Below are 15,858 nucleotides of genomic sequence, written 5' to 3'. Positions count from 1 at the left end.
GCATGACCTCTAGCCCCAATAGCGGCCTGGCTACTAGCCTGGCCGCCTCTTCCCTTCTCAGTGAGCCAGACTCACAGCGTTATCTGAGCCAAGCAAGGGCACAGCGCAAGCCCTTTGTTACCTTTCTGATCGAGAATGACATCCTCGACAGCAAGGCACTGGCCGATTTCTGTGAGCTGGAATATGGGGTACCTCTGCTGGATCTTGCCGCCTTCGACTTGGCCGAGATCCCGCAGAAATACCTCAATCAGAAGCTGATCGAGAAACATCATGTGCTGCCCATCTACACCCAGGGCCACACCCTCTATATCGCCATGTCGGACCCGACCAATGTGTCGGCGCTGGAAGATTTTGGCTTCAGCTTCGGTCTGCACACCGAAGCCCTGCTGGTTGAAGAGAGCAAGCTGACCACTGCCATCGGCAAGCTGATGGAGAGCGAGCAGGATGCCCTCGGCATGGATGACATCGACGAATCCGAGATTTCGGAGCTCGAAGTCTCCGATGAGGGTTCGCGGCTCGATGAGAGCGTCAATACCGCAGACGACGATGCCCCCATAGTCAAATACATCAACAAGATCATGATGGATGCCATCAAGCGGGGCGCATCTGATCTGCATTTCGAACCCTACGAGACCAAGTACCGGATCCGCTTTCGGGTCGACGGCATACTGCACGAGGTCGCCACACCGCCGGTCAATCTGGCCAATCGCTTCGCGGCCCGTCTCAAGGTGATGGCGCGGCTCGATATCGCCGAGCGACGTCTGCCGCAGGATGGCCGTATCAAGCTGAAGATATCGCGCAGCAAGTCCATGGACATGCGGGTCAACACCCTGCCCACCATGTGGGGCGAGAAGATCGTTATCCGTCTGCTGGACTCGTCGGCCGCGCGGCTCAACCTCGATCAACTCGGCTTTGACGAACAGCAGAAGGCGCAATACCTGCGCGCCCTCTCCAAGCCTCAAGGCATGATCCTGGTCACAGGCCCCACCGGTTCGGGCAAGACGGTCTCACTCTATACCGGTCTCAACATCCTCAATACCAACGAGGTCAATATCTCTACTGCAGAGGATCCGGTGGAGATCAATCTGCCCGGCGTCAACCAGGTACAGATCAATCCCAAGGCGGGGCTCACCTTCGCCAGCGCCCTGCGCTCCTTCCTGCGTCAGGATCCGGACATCGTCATGGTGGGTGAGATTCGGGATCTGGAAACCGCAGAGATAGCCATCAAGGCCTCCCAGACCGGCCATCTGGTACTCTCGACCCTGCATACCAACTCGGCAGCCGAGACCCTGACCCGGATGATGAACATGGGGGTTCCCGCCTTCAACATTGCCTCCTCGGTGACCCTCATCATGGCTCAGCGCCTCGCCCGCAAGCTGTGCGAACACTGCAAGACACCCGAGATAGTGCCCGATACCGAACTGCTGGAACTGGGGTTTACCCAACAACAGCTGGTCGCCGGGCTGAGGCTATTCAAGCCCGTGGGCTGCAAGGAGTGTTCTGGAGGATACAGGGGACGGGTCGGTATCTATGAAATTCTGCTCATGTCAGACAACATCGCAAAACTGATCATGCAAGGGGCCAACTCATTACAAATAGCGGCCATTGCCCAGAAGGAAGGCATGCGCAATCTGCGCACCTCCGGCCTCGAGAAGGCGAGGTTAGGGGTCACCAGCCTGGCCGAAATTAACCGGATTACCACCAACTAAGCACATAGTTTCTCAGGCGATTCACCCGGGTGAAGCCGATGCCGCTCCCCTGATACGTTTTTCAAGCCAAGATGAGCCGGACAGGAAGCAATATCATCCGGCCCCCGTCGCCCAATTGCAGGATGCAGTGATGGCCACATTAGCGCAAAAACAGAACGCTCCGAAAAAAGTCTTCTCCTTCCGCTGGCACGGTGTCAATCGCAAGGGGCAGAAGGTCTCAGGCGAGTTGCAGGCCGACAGCATCAACACCGTCAAAATCGAGCTGCGCAAGCAAGGTGTCAATGTCACCAAGGTCGGCAAACAGAGTCAGGGCATGTTTTCCAAAGGCGGCGCCAAGATCAAGCCCATGGACATCGCCGTCATTACTCGCCAGATCACCACTATGCTCTCCGCTGGCGTGCCGCTGGTACAGAGCCTGCAGATCATCGCGCGCGGTCACGAGAAGGCGGCAGTGCGCGAGCTGATCGGCCAGATCGCCGCCGATGTGGAAACCGGTACGCCCATGTCAGACGCGCTGCGCCGCCACCCTCGCCATTTCGATGCGCTCTATTGCGATCTGGTGGAGGCGGGAGAACAATCCGGTGCGCTGGAAACCATCTACGATCGGATCGCCATCTACCGCGAGAAGAGTGAGGCACTCAAGTCCAAGATCAAGAAGGCGATGTTCTACCCGACCATGGTTATCCTGGTCGCCATCGTCGTGACCTCCATCCTGCTGCTGTTCGTCATTCCGCAGTTCGAGGATATCTTCAAGAGCTTCGGTGCCGAACTGCCCATCTTCACCCAGTTCGTCATCGGCATCTCCCGCTTCATGCAGCACTGGTGGTATGCGATCTTTGGCGGCATCGCCCTGGCCATTTTCCTCTACGTGCGCGCCTGGCGCAGTTCCCAGAAGGTGCGTGATAACACGGACAAGTTCGTCCTCACCATACCGATAGTGGGTTCCATCCTTCACAAGGCCGCCATGGCCCGCTTCGCCCGCACCCTCTCTACAACCTTCTCTGCCGGTATTCCTCTGGTGGATGCTCTGGTCTCGTCTGCTGGCGCCTCCGGCAACTACGTCTATCGCACCGCCATCATGGCCATCCGTAACGAGGTCGTCGCCGGTATGCAGATCAACGTCGCCATGCGCACCGTGGATCTCTTTCCCGATATGGTGATCCAGATGGTGATGATAGGCGAGGAGTCCGGCGCCATCGATGACATGCTCTCCAAGGTGGCCACCATCTTCGAACAGGAAGTCGATGATATGGTCGATGGCCTCACCAGCCTGCTCGAGCCCCTCATCATGGTGGTGCTCGGGGTGCTGGTCGGTGGCATGGTCGTCGCCATGTACCTCCCCATCTTCAAGCTGGGCTCTGTGATACACTGAGCCCCCGGTCCAGGACAGGCCCAACTGGCATGCATCGCCTTGGGCATGGTCCTCGACTCCCTCCTTTCCCAACACAAGCGGTTGAATATGGTGCTTCTGATCGAGCTGGCCCAGGGCCTGCCCTGGCTCTACCTTTCCCTGATATTTATCTTCGCCCTGATGATCGGCAGTTTCCTCAACGTGGTCATTCATCGCCTGCCCATCATGCTGGAACGCGAATGGCACGCCGAATATCGTGGCTACTTCGACAGCGATACCGAAACGCCCCCCGTGGCCCCCTATAACCTGATGGTGCCACGCTCCGCCTGCCCACATTGCGAGCATCCCATCACGGCCATCGAAAACATCCCTCTGCTGAGCTGGCTATGGCTCAAGGGGCGCTGCCGGGCATGCAAGGCCCCCATCTCGGCCCGTTATCCCTTAGTCGAATTGCTGACCGCCCTGCTGTCGGTGGCCGTCGCAGCCACCCTCCCCCCTGGCTGGGGCATGCTGGCCGCTCTGATGCTGACCTGGACGCTGGTCGCGCTCACCTTTATCGATCTGGACAAGATGCTGCTCCCGGATCAACTCACCCTGCCACTGCTGTGGGGGGGCTTGCTGTTCAACCTGCTGGGGGGCTTTGTGTCGCTGGAGGATGCCGTCATCGGCACCATGGCCGGTTATCTGGTGCTCTGGAGCCTCTACTGGGCCTTCAAGCTACTCACCGGCAAGGAGGGGATGGGCTATGGGGACTTCAAGCTGCTGGCAGCCCTCGGCGCCTGGCTCGGCTGGCAGGCCCTGCCCATAGTGCTGCTGCTCTCCTCCCTGGTCGGTGCCATCATCGGCATCGGGCTCATCGCGCTGCGTAAACACCATCAGGCCAACCCCATCCCCTTCGGCCCCTATCTCGCCATCGCGGGCTGGATCGCGCTGCTGTGGGGAGATAGCATCACCCGCTGGTATCTGAACACCGTCCTCTAACAACGGGATCTCTGACAAATGTATGTGGTAGCTATTACCGGCGGGATCGGCAGCGGCAAGACGACCATCGCCAACCAGTTTGCGGCCCTTGGCATCGAGGTGGTCGATGCCGATGTGATCGCCCGTGAAGTGGTGGAACCCGGCACTCCGGCGTTGGCCGCCATCGTCAGCCATTTCGGCAGCGTCATCCTCAATGCCCAGGGCGAGCTGGACAGACGCGCCCTGCGTGAACGCATTTTCAACCATAATGAAGACAAATTATGGTTGAATGCACTGCTTCACCCCCTTATACGCCACGAGATGCTGCGCCAGTGTGCCACAGCCAGTTCCCCCTACTGCCTGCTGGTCGTCCCCTTGCTGGTCGAGAACAAACTCACCGGCCTCGCCGATCGGGTGCTGGTCATCGACGTGGATGAAGAGACCCAGATCGAGCGCACCTGTCGCCGGGATGGGGTGAGTCGGGCGCAGGCCCAGGCCATTCTGGCATCCCAGGCGAGCCGTGCCGAACGCCTCGCGGCGGCAGACGATGTGCTGGACAACCAGAGTGGCACAAGCGAGACCATTCAGGCGCGAATTTTGGCGCTGCACGAGACATATCTGGCATTTGCCTCTCAACAAGCCCCCCAACTGTGAGTACACTAGATCGGTTTATGGCTGGCCAGGATTAGGCATGATTTACGATTTTCCCCTCAACGAAAAAAGCCGGACCTATCTTCGTCTGGAGTCCCTGTTTTCCCAGATCCGCGACAATCTGGAGAGTGACCAGCCTTGGGCACACATCGCCTTCTTCAAGGGGCTGTTCGATCTGCAGGAGTTGCTGGAGCGTGGTGACTTGCGCGCCGATCTGATCAAGGATCTGGAGCGGCTCAGCCAGCGTCTGAGCCACTGGGCCAGCCTGCCGGAAGTCGACCTTGAGCAGATCCAGCGGATGCAGCAGGAGAGTACCCAGCTTTCCCGCAGCCTGCTCAACTCCCCTCGCCCCGGAGCCCGCCTGAAAGAGGATCGCCTGCTCGGCTCCATCCGCCAGCGCTTCTCCATCCCTGGCGGCCTCTGCGCCTTCGACGTGCCCCAGCTGCATCACTGGCTGGTCACCCCGGCGGTGGATCGCCATCAGCAGATGCAGCTGTGGCTCAGTGACATCAATCTACTGATGAACGCCATCACCCTGCTGCTGCGCCTGTGGCGCGAATCAGGCAACTTCAGCGCTCAGATCGCCACCAATGGCTTCTTCCAGGACACCGCCGAGGGGGCCGAACTCATTCGCATCCGCCTGCCTGGCGCGCCCTCCTGCTATCCGACCCTGAGCGGCCACAAGAACCGCTTCGCCCTGCGCTTCCTGCCAACCACAGAACAGCAGATCGGCGACGTGCCCTTCCAGCTCGCCTGCTGCTAAGGAGTGATCAGATGGTAACCAAGGTAAAGTGCCCGACCTGTCAGACCGAGCTGGAATGGACCCCAGAGAGCCTGTTTCGTCCCTTCTGCAGCAAGCGCTGCCAGCTGATCGACCTCGGTGAGTGGGCCGACGAAGAGAAGCGTATCCCCGGCGAAATCAATCCGGAGCTGTTGCCCTATCCCGAGGAAGGGGAACAGTGGCAATAAGCCGAACAGCAAAAAGGGCCAGCAAGGCCCTTTTTTAATGCGCATATCCCACGGATGGCTCGGTTAGCGGCGTCTTCGGCACTGCCACACACCACAGCGCCATCGGCATTCGATCTTACTGCGCAAGCTGTTCCTGCAGGCGGGCGACGATCGGGCCGTTGGCATCCGGGAACCGGTATTCGTGCAGGGACGCCAGTGGCACCCAGCGGCACTCCTGCCCCTCCTTGCCAAAGGGCTCGCCATTGAAGCTGGTCACCTTCCAGATATCCAGCAGCACCTGCTTGTCGGGGTAATCGTGGTGCAGCTCCATGAAGGGGGAACAATCCAGCACCCGGATCCCGATCTCTTCCCACAGCTCTCTGTCCAGCGCGGTGAGCAGGTCTTCCCCTGACTCCACCTTGCCTCCGGGAAATTCCCAGCGATCGCCCTGATGGCGGTCAGAGGAGCGTTTAGCGAGGAAGATATCCCCCCGCTCATTCTCGATGACGCCCACCGCCACCCAGATGCGTTTCTTCGATTCCATCTTTGTCCTCACTCTAGCCAGCGCACTTCATGGGCCACCCGGTCGGATGCCCTGAAATAGATGCACCGCCCGGAGGCGGTGCATGGAGCCTGACAACGGATCAGGTCAACTGACCGTGGCAGTGCTTGTATTTCTTGCCGGATCCACAAGGGCAGGGATCGTTGCGGCCGATCTTCTGCTCATCTCGCACGAAGGTCACCGGCGCCGCTTCGGCCTGGGCCTCTTCGTCGGCCAGCTGATTCTCGGCGGCGGCATGGGTATAGGTGCGAGGAGCCGCTTCTGCCTGTTGGCGCTGCTGCTCTTCCATCGCCTCTACGTCGCGCTCCTGCACCTGAACCCGGCTCAGGATGCTGACCACGTCGCGCTTGAGGGTTTCCAGCATCTGGGTAAACAGATCGAAGGACTCGCGCTTGTACTCCTGCTTGGGGTTCTTCTGGGCGTAGCCGCGCAGATGGATGCCCTGACGCAGGTGATCCATGGCCGCCAGATGCTCCTTCCACAGACCATCCAGGGTCTGCAGCATCACCGCCTTCTCGAAGTTGCGCAGCACCGATGTGCCGACCAGCTCTTCCTTATGGGCATACAGCTTGGTGGCCTCTTCCAGAATTCGCTCGCGCAGCTTCTCTTCGTACAGCTTGTCATCTTCCGCCAGCCACTGCTGCAGCGGCAGATCCAGTGCGAAATCGGCTTTCAGGCGCGCTTCCAGACCCGGCACGTCCCACATCTCTTCCAGGGACTGGGGCGGAATGTACTCATCGATGATGGCGCCATAGACGTCGTCACGAATGACGTGGATGGTGTCGGAGATGTCATTGGTATCCAGCAGCTCGTTGCGCTGCTCATAGACCACTTTACGCTGATCATTCGCTACGTCATCGAACTCGAGCAGGTTTTTACGGATGTCGAAGTTGCGACCCTCCACCTTGCGCTGGGCGTTCTCGATGGCCTTGGTCACCCAGGGGTGCTCGATGGCCTCGCCCTCTTCCATGCCCAGCTTCTTCATCATGCCGGTCACGCGATCGGAGGCGAAGATCCGCATCAGGGTATCTTCCATGGAGAGGTAGAAACGGGAAGAACCCGGGTCACCCTGACGACCGGAACGGCCGCGCAGCTGGTTGTCGATACGGCGGGACTCATGGCGCTCGGTGCCGATGATGTGCAGGCCGCCGGCGGCCAATACTTCATCGTGGCGGATCTGCCAGGCGGCCTTGATGGCACGGATCTGCTCGTCGGTCGGGTTCTCCAGCGCGGCGATTTCGGCCTGCCAGTTGCCACCCAGCACTATGTCGGTACCCCGACCGGCCATGTTGGTGGCGATAGTCACGGCGCCAATCTGGCCCGCCTGGGCGACGATCTCCGCCTCCATGGCGTGGAACTTGGCGTTCAGCACCTTGTGCGGGATGTTTTCCTTGGTCAGGATGCCGGACAGCAGCTCGGAGTTCTCGATAGAGACGGTCCCCACCAGCACCGGCTGGCCACGGGAGACGCAACCACGAATGTCTTCGACGATGGCGGCATATTTTTCCTGGGCGGTTAGATAGACCAGATCGCCCATGTCCTTGCGCACCATCGGCTTGTTGGTCGGGATGACCACGGTATCCAGACCATATATCTGTTGGAATTCGAAGGCTTCTGTGTCGGCGGTCCCCGTCATCCCCGCCAGCTTGTCGTACAGACGGAAGTAGTTCTGGAAGGTGATGGAGGCCAGAGTCTGGTTCTCGTTCTGGATCTTGACCCCTTCCTTCGCCTCGACGGCCTGATGCAGGCCATCGGACCAGCGACGGCCCGGCATGGTACGGCCGGTGTGCTCGTCGACGATGACGATCTCGTCCTTCTGCACTATGTAGTCGACGTTGCGCTCAAACAGGGTATGGGCGCGCAGACCGGCGTTGACGTGGTGCAGCAGGCTGATGTTGGTGGCGGAGAACAGGGAGTCCTCTTCCGCCAGCAGCCCCTCTTTCTTGAGCAGCTCTTCCACGAAGATCTGGCCGTTCTCGGTCAGCAGCGCCTGACGGTTCTTCTCGTCCACTGTGTAGTGGCCGTCGCCGGTGTACTCCTCGGAGTCTTCCTTGTCCTGCTTGACCAGCAGCGGGATCAGCTTGTTGATCTGGGTATACATGGCGGAGCTGTCTTCCGCCGGGCCGGAAATGATCAGCGGGGTACGGGCTTCATCGATGAGCACGGAATCCACCTCATCCACCAGCGCGTAGTTGAGCGGACGCTGCACGCGCTGCTCCGGCGAGAACGCCATGTTGTCGCGCAGGTAGTCGAAACCGAATTCGTTGTTGGTGCCGTAGGTGATGTCAGCTGCGTAGGCATCGCGCTTCTGGGACGCATCCATGCCGGGCACGTTGCAGTCCACCGTCATGCCGAGGAAAGTGAACAGCGGGCGGTTCGCCTCCGCATCACGCTTGGCCAAATAGTCGTTCACCGTCACCACGTGCACGCCGCGGCCGGAGAGGGCATTCAGGTAAGCTGGCAGGGTCGCGGTGAGGGTCTTGCCTTCACCGGTCTTCATCTCGGCGATACGGTTGGAGTTCAGCACCATGCCACCGATCAGCTGGACGTCGAAGTGACGCATGCCGAACACCCGGCGGGAGGCTTCGCGCACGGTGGCGAACGCTTCCGGCAACAGTTGCTCCAGCGTCTCACCCAGCTCCAGACGCTGACGATACTCAGCGGTCTTTGCCTGCAGTTCCTGATCGGACAGTGCCTCGAACTGAGGCTCCATCGCATTGATCTGTTTTACAATTTTTCGCAAAGCCTTGAGCGTTCTGTCGTTCCGGCTGCCGATAATCTTGGTGAGCAGTGTGCTAATCATGGGTACCAACTGTTTTGGTTATATTTGAGCGTTCCGTCACTGGAACCTGAAGAAAAAACCTAACCCCGTCTGGCGTTCAGAAAGCGTGCGGGGTTGACCTGACGACCATCTTTCAATACTTCGTAATGCAAATGAACCCCGGTCGCGCGACCGGTCCGCCCCATCAGGGCGATCTTCTGGCCTTCGTCGACCAGGGTGCCCACATCCACCAACAACTTGGAGTTATGGGCGTAGCGGGTCACCAAACCGTTGCCATGGTCTATCTCCACCATGTTGCCAAATTCCGGGTGACGGCCTGACCAGCTGACGATCCCCTTGCCGGTGGCCAGGATGGGTGTGCCGGGCTTGCCACGGAAATCCACCCCCTTGTGCATCTTGGCGCGGCCGTTGAACGGATCGACCCGGCCACCGAAGCCGGAGGAGATCCAGACCCGCTCCTGCTTGACCGGCGAGCCGGCAATAAAACCGGCATCGGTGATATGGTGATTCATGATGAAAGATTCAAGTACCGACAGTTGCTCTTCACGGCTGCTGAGCTGTCGGCTGAGATGTTTCATGGAATCTTGCAGCTCGTTGAGGCTGACTTCGAGATCGGTATCGTAGGAGGGACCACCCATGGGAGGCAGTTCCTTGAAGTTGAATTCTTCGGGATCGAGGTCTGCCTTTTCGGTCAGCCGCTCGCCGAGCGCATTGAGACGACCCAGCTGCCCCTGCATGGTGCCCACCTGGGCGGCCAGCATGGCGAGTTGTTCGCGGGCTTCATCGGCCCCTTGCGTGGATTTTTGCTGTTCGGCCATGGCCAGCGCGACTTCCAGCGCTTCCATCTTCTGGTGCCAGCTCTGCCAGAGCCAACCACCACTCAGGGCCAATACAGTGAAGAGGATACCGCCGACCCAGGCCAGACGTTGTTTGGGTAAGTGCAACTTGCGGCGCTGCTTACCGTTGAGGATCAGGGTAATGCTCATAGAAATATGTCTTCTCGGTCAGGTGAGGCCAGGAGCCAGCACGGGCAATAAAACCGGGAGATAATCGGTATTAAAGGATGGAATAAACAAATGACGGGACGTCGGTGCGGAGAGATGACCGACGTCCCGTTGCACAGCTATCAGGCCAGAACCAGACCGTTATCGTAGTAAGCGATGGGCGCTTTCTCGCCCTCACCCTCGAAGGTCACCAGTTCCCAGGCCTCCTGCTTGGCCAGCAAGGCACGCAGCAGTTTGTTGTTCAGGGCATGGCCCGTCTTGTAGGCGCGGAATTCACCGATGATGCTGCGGTTGCACATATACAGATCACCGATCGCATCCAGCATCTTGTGCTTGACGAACTCGTCTTCGTAACGCAGACCATCTTCGTTCAGCACCCGATAGTCATCCAGCACCACGGCATTTTCCAGGCTTCCGCCCAATGCCAGGTTCTGGGAACGCAGGTACTCGATGTCACGCATGAAGCCGAAGGTACGGGCACGACTGATCTCTTTCACGAAAGAGCTGCCGGAGAAGTCCAGCACGCAACGCTGGTTGCGGCCTTCAAACACCGGATGCTGGAAATCGATCTCGAGATCCATCTTGAAGCCGTTGCGATAAGGGTGGAATTCCGCCCACTTGTCGCCGTCTTCAACCCGGACGCTCTGCTTGATCCGCACAAACTGCTTGGGAGCGCTCTGTTCACGAATACCCACTTCTTGCAGCAGGTAGATGAACGGATGCGCACTGCCATCCATCACCGGGATTTCGGGCGCATCAACCTCTACGTAGAGGTTGTCGATCCCCATCCCGGCCAGGGCGGCAGACAGATGTTCGATGGTCGACACGCGGACACCGGCTTCGTTTACCAAAGCGGTACAAAGCACGGTATCACGCACCTGATCGGCGTTGGCTGGCAGCGCTACAACAGGATTCAGATCGGTACGCAAGTAAACGATCCCTGTGTTAACAGGTGCCGGACGGAACGTCATTGTGACTTTCCGGCCCGAATGCAGGCCCACACCGGTGGCCTGAACACTCGTTTTCAAGGTTCTTTGTCTAATCATGGGTGTATCCGCTCAACAGCTCAAATTCCTGACCAGATGGTCGTTGCCGGGCCATCTTAGCACAATCCTTAAGCAACAAACAAACCAGAGCCATCAGAGGCTTAGTCAGCTTGTTTGCGCAGGAACGCAGGAATATCGAGATAATCCGGTTCGCGACGAGCTTGCGGCTCGGCGTTCACCACCTTGGCCGGGGCCTCTTCCATCACGCGAGACTGCAGGGCTTCGCTGATCAGGGGCTGACGGGCCGGACGTTCCTGGACCATGTTATTTTTCACGAGCGTGATGTCGGGCTTGCGCTCGGCACCGATACCGGTCGCGACCACGGTGACACGCAGTTCGTCGTGCATTTCAGGGTCGATTACGGTACCCACCACCACGGTGGCGTTCTCGGAGGCGAAGGCCTTAACCGCGTTGCCCACGGTTTCGAACTCTTCGATGGTCATGTCCATGCCGGCGGTGATGTTGACCAGGATGCCACGGGCACCGGCCAAGTCCACGTCTTCCAGCAGCGGGCTAGAGATGGCTTTCTCGGCGGCTTCTTCGGCACGGTCATCACCGGAAGCAGAACCTGTCCCCATCATGGCGGTACCCATCTCGCGCATCACGGTACGCACGTCCGCGAAGTCGACGTTGATCAAGCCCGGGCGGGTGATCAGCTCGGCAATGCCCTGTACTGCACCCAGCAGGACGTCGTTGGCCGCCTTGAAGGCGTCCAGCAGGGAGATGCCACGACCCAGCACCTTCAGCAACTTGTCGTTGGGGATGGTGATCAGGGAGTCGACGTTCTTGGACAGCTCTTCGATACCGTGAGCGGCGAAGCCCATCCGCTTCTTCCCTTCGAAGGAGAACGGCTTGGTCACGACGGCAACGGTCAGGATACCCATCTCGCGGGCCACTTCGGCCACGATGGGGGCAGCACCAGTACCTGTACCACCGCCCATGCCGGCGGCGATGAACACCATGTCTGACCCGGTCAGCAGCTCGCGCAGTGCTTCCCTATCTTCCAGGGCGGCGTCACGACCCACATCCGGGCTGGCTCCGGCACCCAGTCCCTTGGTGATACCACTGCCGATCTGCAGAGTGGTGTTGGCACTGGAGTTGCGCAGCGCCTGGGCGTCGGTGTTGATGGTAATGAACTCAACACCCTCGATGTTTTGACGAACCATGTGCTCGACTGCGTTGCCGCCGCCGCCACCCACACCTATCACCTTGATGACGGCTTCGTCAGTGTGGCTATCCATAAATTCAAACATGTTGTCTCTCCGCTTTATTTGCTGACTGACGCAAAATTTTTTAGAACTCGCCACGCAGCCAGTTGCTGACCCGTTTGACCAGGCCACCCACGCTTGCCTTGGCGGCATATTCCTTGCTACTGCCGGTGGATTGATGGGTACGGCCATATTGCAGCAGCCCGACCGCAGTCGAGTACACCGGCGCCTGCACGTAATCACTCAATCCACGAATATTCATGGGCTCGCCCACCCGGACCTGGCTCTGGAAGATCTGCTCTGCGCACTCCACAATGCCTTCGATCTGGGCCGCGCCACCGGTCAATACCACACCGGCCGCCAGCTGATGCTTGACCCCCTGCGCCTTCAACTCGCTCTGCACCCGCACCAGCTCATCATTCACCATGGAGAGCAACTCGGTGTAACGGGGTTCAATCACTTCAGCCAGTGTCTGCCGCTGCAGGCTGCGCGCCGGACGGCCGCCGACACTGGGGACTTCAATATTGTCTTCCTTGCTGACCAGTCGGCCGAGGGCGCAACCGTAGCGCACCTTGATCGCCTCCGCGTCCAGCGGCGGTGTGCCGAAGGCGTAGGCGATGTCGCTGGTGACTGTGCTGCCGGCATAGGGGATCACCTTGGTATGACGCAGGGCACCGCCGGTAAACAGCGACATGTCCATGGTGCCACCCCCGATGTCCACCACGCAGACACCCAGCTCCTTCTCGTCTTCCGTCAGCACCGCATAGCTGGAGGCCAGCGCCGAGAAGATCAGCTGATCCACCCGCAGACCGACCTTCTCAACGCATTTCTCGATGTTGCGAGCCATGTCGTTGTGGCAGGTGATCAGGTGCACCTTGGCCGCCATCCGCACGCCGGACAGGCCGACCGGATTCTTGATCCCTTCCTGATAGTCGATGGCAAACTCCTGGGGCAGCACGTGTAGCACCCGCAGCTCATCGGACAGTCGCACCGACTTGGCGGTGTGGATGACGTTATCCACATCCTCCTGGGTCACCTCCTCATCGGAGATGGGCACCATGCCGGTCTCGTTGCGACAATCGATGTGCTTGCCTGACAAGCCCAGATAGACGGAGCTTATCTGGCAGTCGGCCATCATTTCTGCCTCTTCCACCGCGCGGCGCAAGGATTTGACGACGGAATCGAGGTCATTGACCCCCCCCTTCTCCATCCCGCGCGAGGCGTGGCTGCCCATGCCGATGACATTGAGCTCGCCATCCGGCAGCACTTCTCCAACCAGTACCGCCACCTTGGTCGTGCCGATATCCAGTCCGACAATCAAATTTCTATCTGCGGTGTTGGTCATTCACTTTCTCTTCGTTCTTCTTCCAGCCAACTGCCATTCCGGTGTCGTATCGAAGGTCCACGTAAGCAACCCGCTCACGGGGTTCGATGACCGGGAAGGCATCGATAAACCGCTGCAGGCGAAGCGCGATGTCCGAGCGCCCCACAAACAGCTGAATGTTGCCATCCAGGGTCAGTTCCCAGGCATGGCGGGGGGTCAGATTCACCCCCAGCAACTTGTATCCCTTGGCAGCCAGCTGCGCCTCGTATTGATGGCTCGCCTCCAGCACCTTGGCAGCCTGATCATCGGGCCCGGACAACTGCATCAGGGGTGTCTTCACCCTGTCCGGGGCACTGAATACCTCACCCTTGGTGTTGACGAAGCGGTTGCCATTCCAGCGTGCCGCCACCGCCTGTTCGGTGAGGTAGACCTTGATCTTGTTCGGCCACTTCTTGCGGACCGAGACCTGGGCTACCCAGGGCAGGGCGTTCAACCGCCCCTGCAATTCGTTCACATCCAGCTCGAAGAAGTTGCGCAGCTCGGCACCATCCAGCACGGCATCACGCAGCTCATCGGCTTTCAAATATTCGTGTTGCCCCTGCAGCAACAGCTCGCTCATGGGCAACCGACTGGCATCCGTCAGCCAATCTTTAACATCCAGCGCAGTCTGGTAGAGCCCCCACATGACCAGGATGAAAAATCCCACCCCGATGATGAAGCCCCCCTTGGTGCGCCCTTGTGCCCTTGCCTCCACCCGATCTATCCCCGTTTAGCGCGCCATGCCGGCCCTTGCAGACCGGTTCGCCATTATATAGGCCCCGGCTTGGCGGTCAAAACACTCATTGGGCCCTCAGGCGCCGGATTTCATGCTATCTACGCTCAATTTCATCTCACCGAGACGGCGAGCCAGCGCTCCAACGTTCCCGGCCCCCTGGGTCAACACCAGATCCCCTTCACCGATAAGCTCCGCCAGCACCGCAGGCACATCGTCCGGCGTTGCGACAAAGATGGGTTCCAGGCTGCCGCGGGAGCGGATAGAACGGCACAGGGCACGACCATCGGCGCCGGGAATGGGCTCTTCACCGGCGGCATAGACCTCCAGCATCACCAACACATCCACCTTGGAGAGCACGTCGGCAAAGTCTTCGTAAAGATCCCGGGTACGGCTGTAGCGGTGGGGCTGGAACACCATGACCAAGCGCTTCTCCGGCCAACCGGCGCGGGCGGCGTTGATGGTGACCTTGACCTCGCTCGGATGATGACCGTAGTCATCCACCAGCATGGCCTTGCCACGGCCGGTCTCGAACTCGCCATATTGCTGGAAACGGCGCCCCACCCCTTCAAATTTGGCGAGCGCCTGGATGATGGCCTCGTCGCCGATGCCGTCTTCGGTCGCCACCGCGATGGCAGCGGCGGCATTGAGTGCGTTATGCACCCCGGGCAGGTTCAGGGTGACCAGCAGCTCACCGGCATCCTTGCGGCACACCCGGAAACGGCTGCGGTTGCTGGTCTGCACGAAGTCCAGTACCTGCACATCGGCGTCGTCAGACAGGCCGTAGGTCAGAGTCGGGCGAGCGATCTCCGGCAGCAGGCCACGGATCACGGGATCGTCCACACAGACCACCGCCAGCCCGTAGAATGGCAGGTTGTGCAGGAAGTCGATGAAGGTGGCTTTGAGCTTGGAGAAGTCGCCGCCATAGGTGTCCATGTGATCCGCTTCGATGTTGGTCACGATGGATACCATGGGCTGCAGATGCAGGAAGGAGGCATCGCTCTCGTCCGCCTCGGCAATCAGGTAACGGCTGCTACCCAGGCGAGCATTGGTACCGGCGCTGTTGAGCAGGCCGCCGATGACGAAGGTCGGATCTCTATCGGCCTCGGCATAGATGCTCGCCACCAGACTGGTGGTGGTGGTCTTGCCATGGGTGCCGGCGACGGCGACACCGTGACGGAAGCGCATCAGCTCGGCCAGCATCTCGGCGCGGCGCACCACTGGGATGCGCAGCTCACGGGCGGCCAGCAGCTCGGGGTTGTCCTGCTTGATGGCGGTCGAGACCACCACCACGCTCGCCTCGTTCACGTGCCTGGCACTGTGACCCACGAAGATGTGGGCACCGAGCGAGGCCAGCCGTTCGGTCACCGCATTGCGGGACAGATCGGAGCCGGAGATCTGATACCCCTCGTTGGCAAGCACCTCGGCGATCCCGCCCATACCGGCACCACCGATGCCGATAAAGTGAATGCGGCGCACGCGGCGCATTTCGGGGATCACGGTACGCAGTTTTGCCAGTTCAACCTTGGTCATAGTTCTCT

General features: G+C 59.8%; 14 protein-coding genes. 6 read left to right on the top strand and 8 right to left on the bottom strand.

Annotated features, from left to right (window positions below; translation table 11 throughout):
• Positions 1 to 2 precede the first annotated feature (2 nt).
• The 6 genes from tapB (at position 3) to yacG (ending at position 5,640) form a co-directional block, all read left to right on the top strand.
• Positions 3 to 1,709: a PilB family type IVa pilus assembly ATPase TapB gene (gene tapB, locus MM194_RS02565; RefSeq protein WP_241342556.1), complete on the top strand. Its 1,707-nt coding sequence runs from the start codon at positions 3 to 5 to the stop codon at positions 1,707 to 1,709.
• 130 nt (positions 1,710 to 1,839) lie between these two features.
• Positions 1,840 to 3,081, top strand: a complete 1,242-nt coding sequence (locus tag MM194_RS02560) for a type II secretion system F family protein (protein ID WP_033132340.1) — start codon at positions 1,840 to 1,842, stop codon at positions 3,079 to 3,081.
• A gap of 87 nt (positions 3,082 to 3,168) precedes the next feature.
• Complete coding sequence (locus tag MM194_RS02555; protein ID WP_241342555.1) at positions 3,169 to 4,041, top strand: A24 family peptidase; 873 nt, start codon at positions 3,169 to 3,171, stop codon at positions 4,039 to 4,041.
• 18 nt (positions 4,042 to 4,059) lie between these two features.
• Positions 4,060 to 4,674, top strand: coding sequence for a dephospho-CoA kinase (gene coaE, locus MM194_RS02550; protein WP_241342554.1), 615 nt, complete (start codon positions 4,060 to 4,062; stop codon positions 4,672 to 4,674).
• A gap of 37 nt (positions 4,675 to 4,711) precedes the next feature.
• A complete protein-coding gene (zapD, locus tag MM194_RS02545; protein ID WP_241342553.1) occupies positions 4,712 to 5,434 on the top strand; it encodes a cell division protein ZapD in 723 nt (240 codons plus the stop codon).
• 11 nt (positions 5,435 to 5,445) lie between these two features.
• A complete protein-coding gene (gene yacG / locus MM194_RS02540; protein ID WP_033132336.1) occupies positions 5,446 to 5,640 on the top strand; it encodes a DNA gyrase inhibitor YacG in 195 nt (64 codons plus the stop codon).
• A 115-nt stretch (positions 5,641 to 5,755) separates the two neighbouring features.
• Here the strand turns inward: yacG and mutT are convergent, their stop codons facing one another.
• From mutT to murC, 8 genes are all read right to left on the bottom strand, one after another.
• A complete protein-coding gene (gene mutT / locus MM194_RS02535; RefSeq protein ID WP_241342552.1) occupies positions 5,756 to 6,163 on the bottom strand; it encodes an 8-oxo-dGTP diphosphatase MutT in 408 nt (135 codons plus the stop codon).
• Positions 6,164 to 6,263: 100 nt separating this feature from the next.
• A complete protein-coding gene (gene secA / locus MM194_RS02530; protein ID WP_241342551.1) occupies positions 6,264 to 8,984 on the bottom strand; it encodes a preprotein translocase subunit SecA in 2,721 nt (906 codons plus the stop codon).
• 59 nt (positions 8,985 to 9,043) lie between these two features.
• Positions 9,044 to 9,949, bottom strand: a complete 906-nt coding sequence (locus tag MM194_RS02525; protein ID WP_241342550.1) for a M23 family metallopeptidase — start codon at positions 9,947 to 9,949, stop codon at positions 9,044 to 9,046.
• 140 nt (positions 9,950 to 10,089) lie between these two features.
• The gene (lpxC, locus tag MM194_RS02520; protein ID WP_033132332.1) at positions 10,090 to 11,013 is read right to left on the bottom strand and encodes a UDP-3-O-acyl-N-acetylglucosamine deacetylase; all 924 of its coding nucleotides are present in this window, start codon (positions 11,011 to 11,013) and stop codon (positions 10,090 to 10,092) included.
• A 101-nt stretch (positions 11,014 to 11,114) separates the two neighbouring features.
• Entirely contained in the window at positions 11,115 to 12,266 is a 1,152-nt protein-coding gene (gene ftsZ / locus MM194_RS02515) for a cell division protein FtsZ (protein ID WP_033132331.1), read from the bottom strand.
• Positions 12,267 to 12,306: 40 nt separating this feature from the next.
• On the bottom strand, positions 12,307 to 13,566 hold the full coding sequence (gene ftsA, locus MM194_RS02510; protein ID WP_033132330.1) for a cell division protein FtsA: 1,260 nt from the start codon (positions 13,564 to 13,566) through the stop codon (positions 12,307 to 12,309).
• Positions 13,547 to 14,299, bottom strand: coding sequence for a cell division protein FtsQ/DivIB (locus MM194_RS02505; protein WP_033132329.1), 753 nt, complete (start codon positions 14,297 to 14,299; stop codon positions 13,547 to 13,549). The genes ftsA and MM194_RS02505 overlap by 20 nt, the downstream gene beginning before the upstream one ends.
• A 96-nt stretch (positions 14,300 to 14,395) precedes the next feature.
• On the bottom strand, positions 14,396 to 15,850 hold the full coding sequence (murC, locus tag MM194_RS02500) for a UDP-N-acetylmuramate--L-alanine ligase (RefSeq protein ID WP_241342549.1): 1,455 nt from the start codon (positions 15,848 to 15,850) through the stop codon (positions 14,396 to 14,398).
• Positions 15,851 to 15,858: the final 8 nt, after the last annotated feature.

The sequence above is a fragment of the Aeromonas sp. MR16 genome, assembly GCF_022549315.1.
Lineage (GTDB): Bacteria > Pseudomonadota > Gammaproteobacteria > Enterobacterales > Aeromonadaceae > Aeromonas > Aeromonas aquatica.
The sequence above is the reverse complement of the archived record's forward strand: the minus strand, read 5'-3'. Positions and strand labels throughout refer to the sequence as shown.

Coding starts and splice junctions, on each gene's coding strand:
- MM194_RS02560 (WP_033132340.1), top strand. CDS start 1,840: ATGGCCACATTAGCGCAAAAACAGAACGCTCCGAAAAAAGTCTTCTCC.
- ftsA (WP_033132330.1), bottom strand. CDS start 13,566: ATGACCAACACCGCAGATAGAAATTTGATTGTCGGACTGGATATCGGC.
- mutT (WP_241342552.1), bottom strand. CDS start 6,163: ATGGAATCGAAGAAACGCATCTGGGTGGCGGTGGGCGTCATCGAGAAT.
- tapB (WP_241342556.1), top strand. CDS start 3: ATGACCTCTAGCCCCAATAGCGGCCTGGCTACTAGCCTGGCCGCCTCT.
- secA (WP_241342551.1), bottom strand. CDS start 8,984: ATGATTAGCACACTGCTCACCAAGATTATCGGCAGCCGGAACGACAGA.
- MM194_RS02525 (WP_241342550.1), bottom strand. CDS start 9,949: ATGAGCATTACCCTGATCCTCAACGGTAAGCAGCGCCGCAAGTTGCAC.
- ftsZ (WP_033132331.1), bottom strand. CDS start 12,266: ATGTTTGAATTTATGGATAGCCACACTGACGAAGCCGTCATCAAGGTG.
- yacG (WP_033132336.1), top strand. CDS start 5,446: ATGGTAACCAAGGTAAAGTGCCCGACCTGTCAGACCGAGCTGGAATGG.
- zapD (WP_241342553.1), top strand. CDS start 4,712: ATGATTTACGATTTTCCCCTCAACGAAAAAAGCCGGACCTATCTTCGT.
- lpxC (WP_033132332.1), bottom strand. CDS start 11,013: ATGATTAGACAAAGAACCTTGAAAACGAGTGTTCAGGCCACCGGTGTG.
- MM194_RS02555 (WP_241342555.1), top strand. CDS start 3,169: ATGGTGCTTCTGATCGAGCTGGCCCAGGGCCTGCCCTGGCTCTACCTT.
- murC (WP_241342549.1), bottom strand. CDS start 15,850: ATGACCAAGGTTGAACTGGCAAAACTGCGTACCGTGATCCCCGAAATG.
- coaE (WP_241342554.1), top strand. CDS start 4,060: ATGTATGTGGTAGCTATTACCGGCGGGATCGGCAGCGGCAAGACGACC.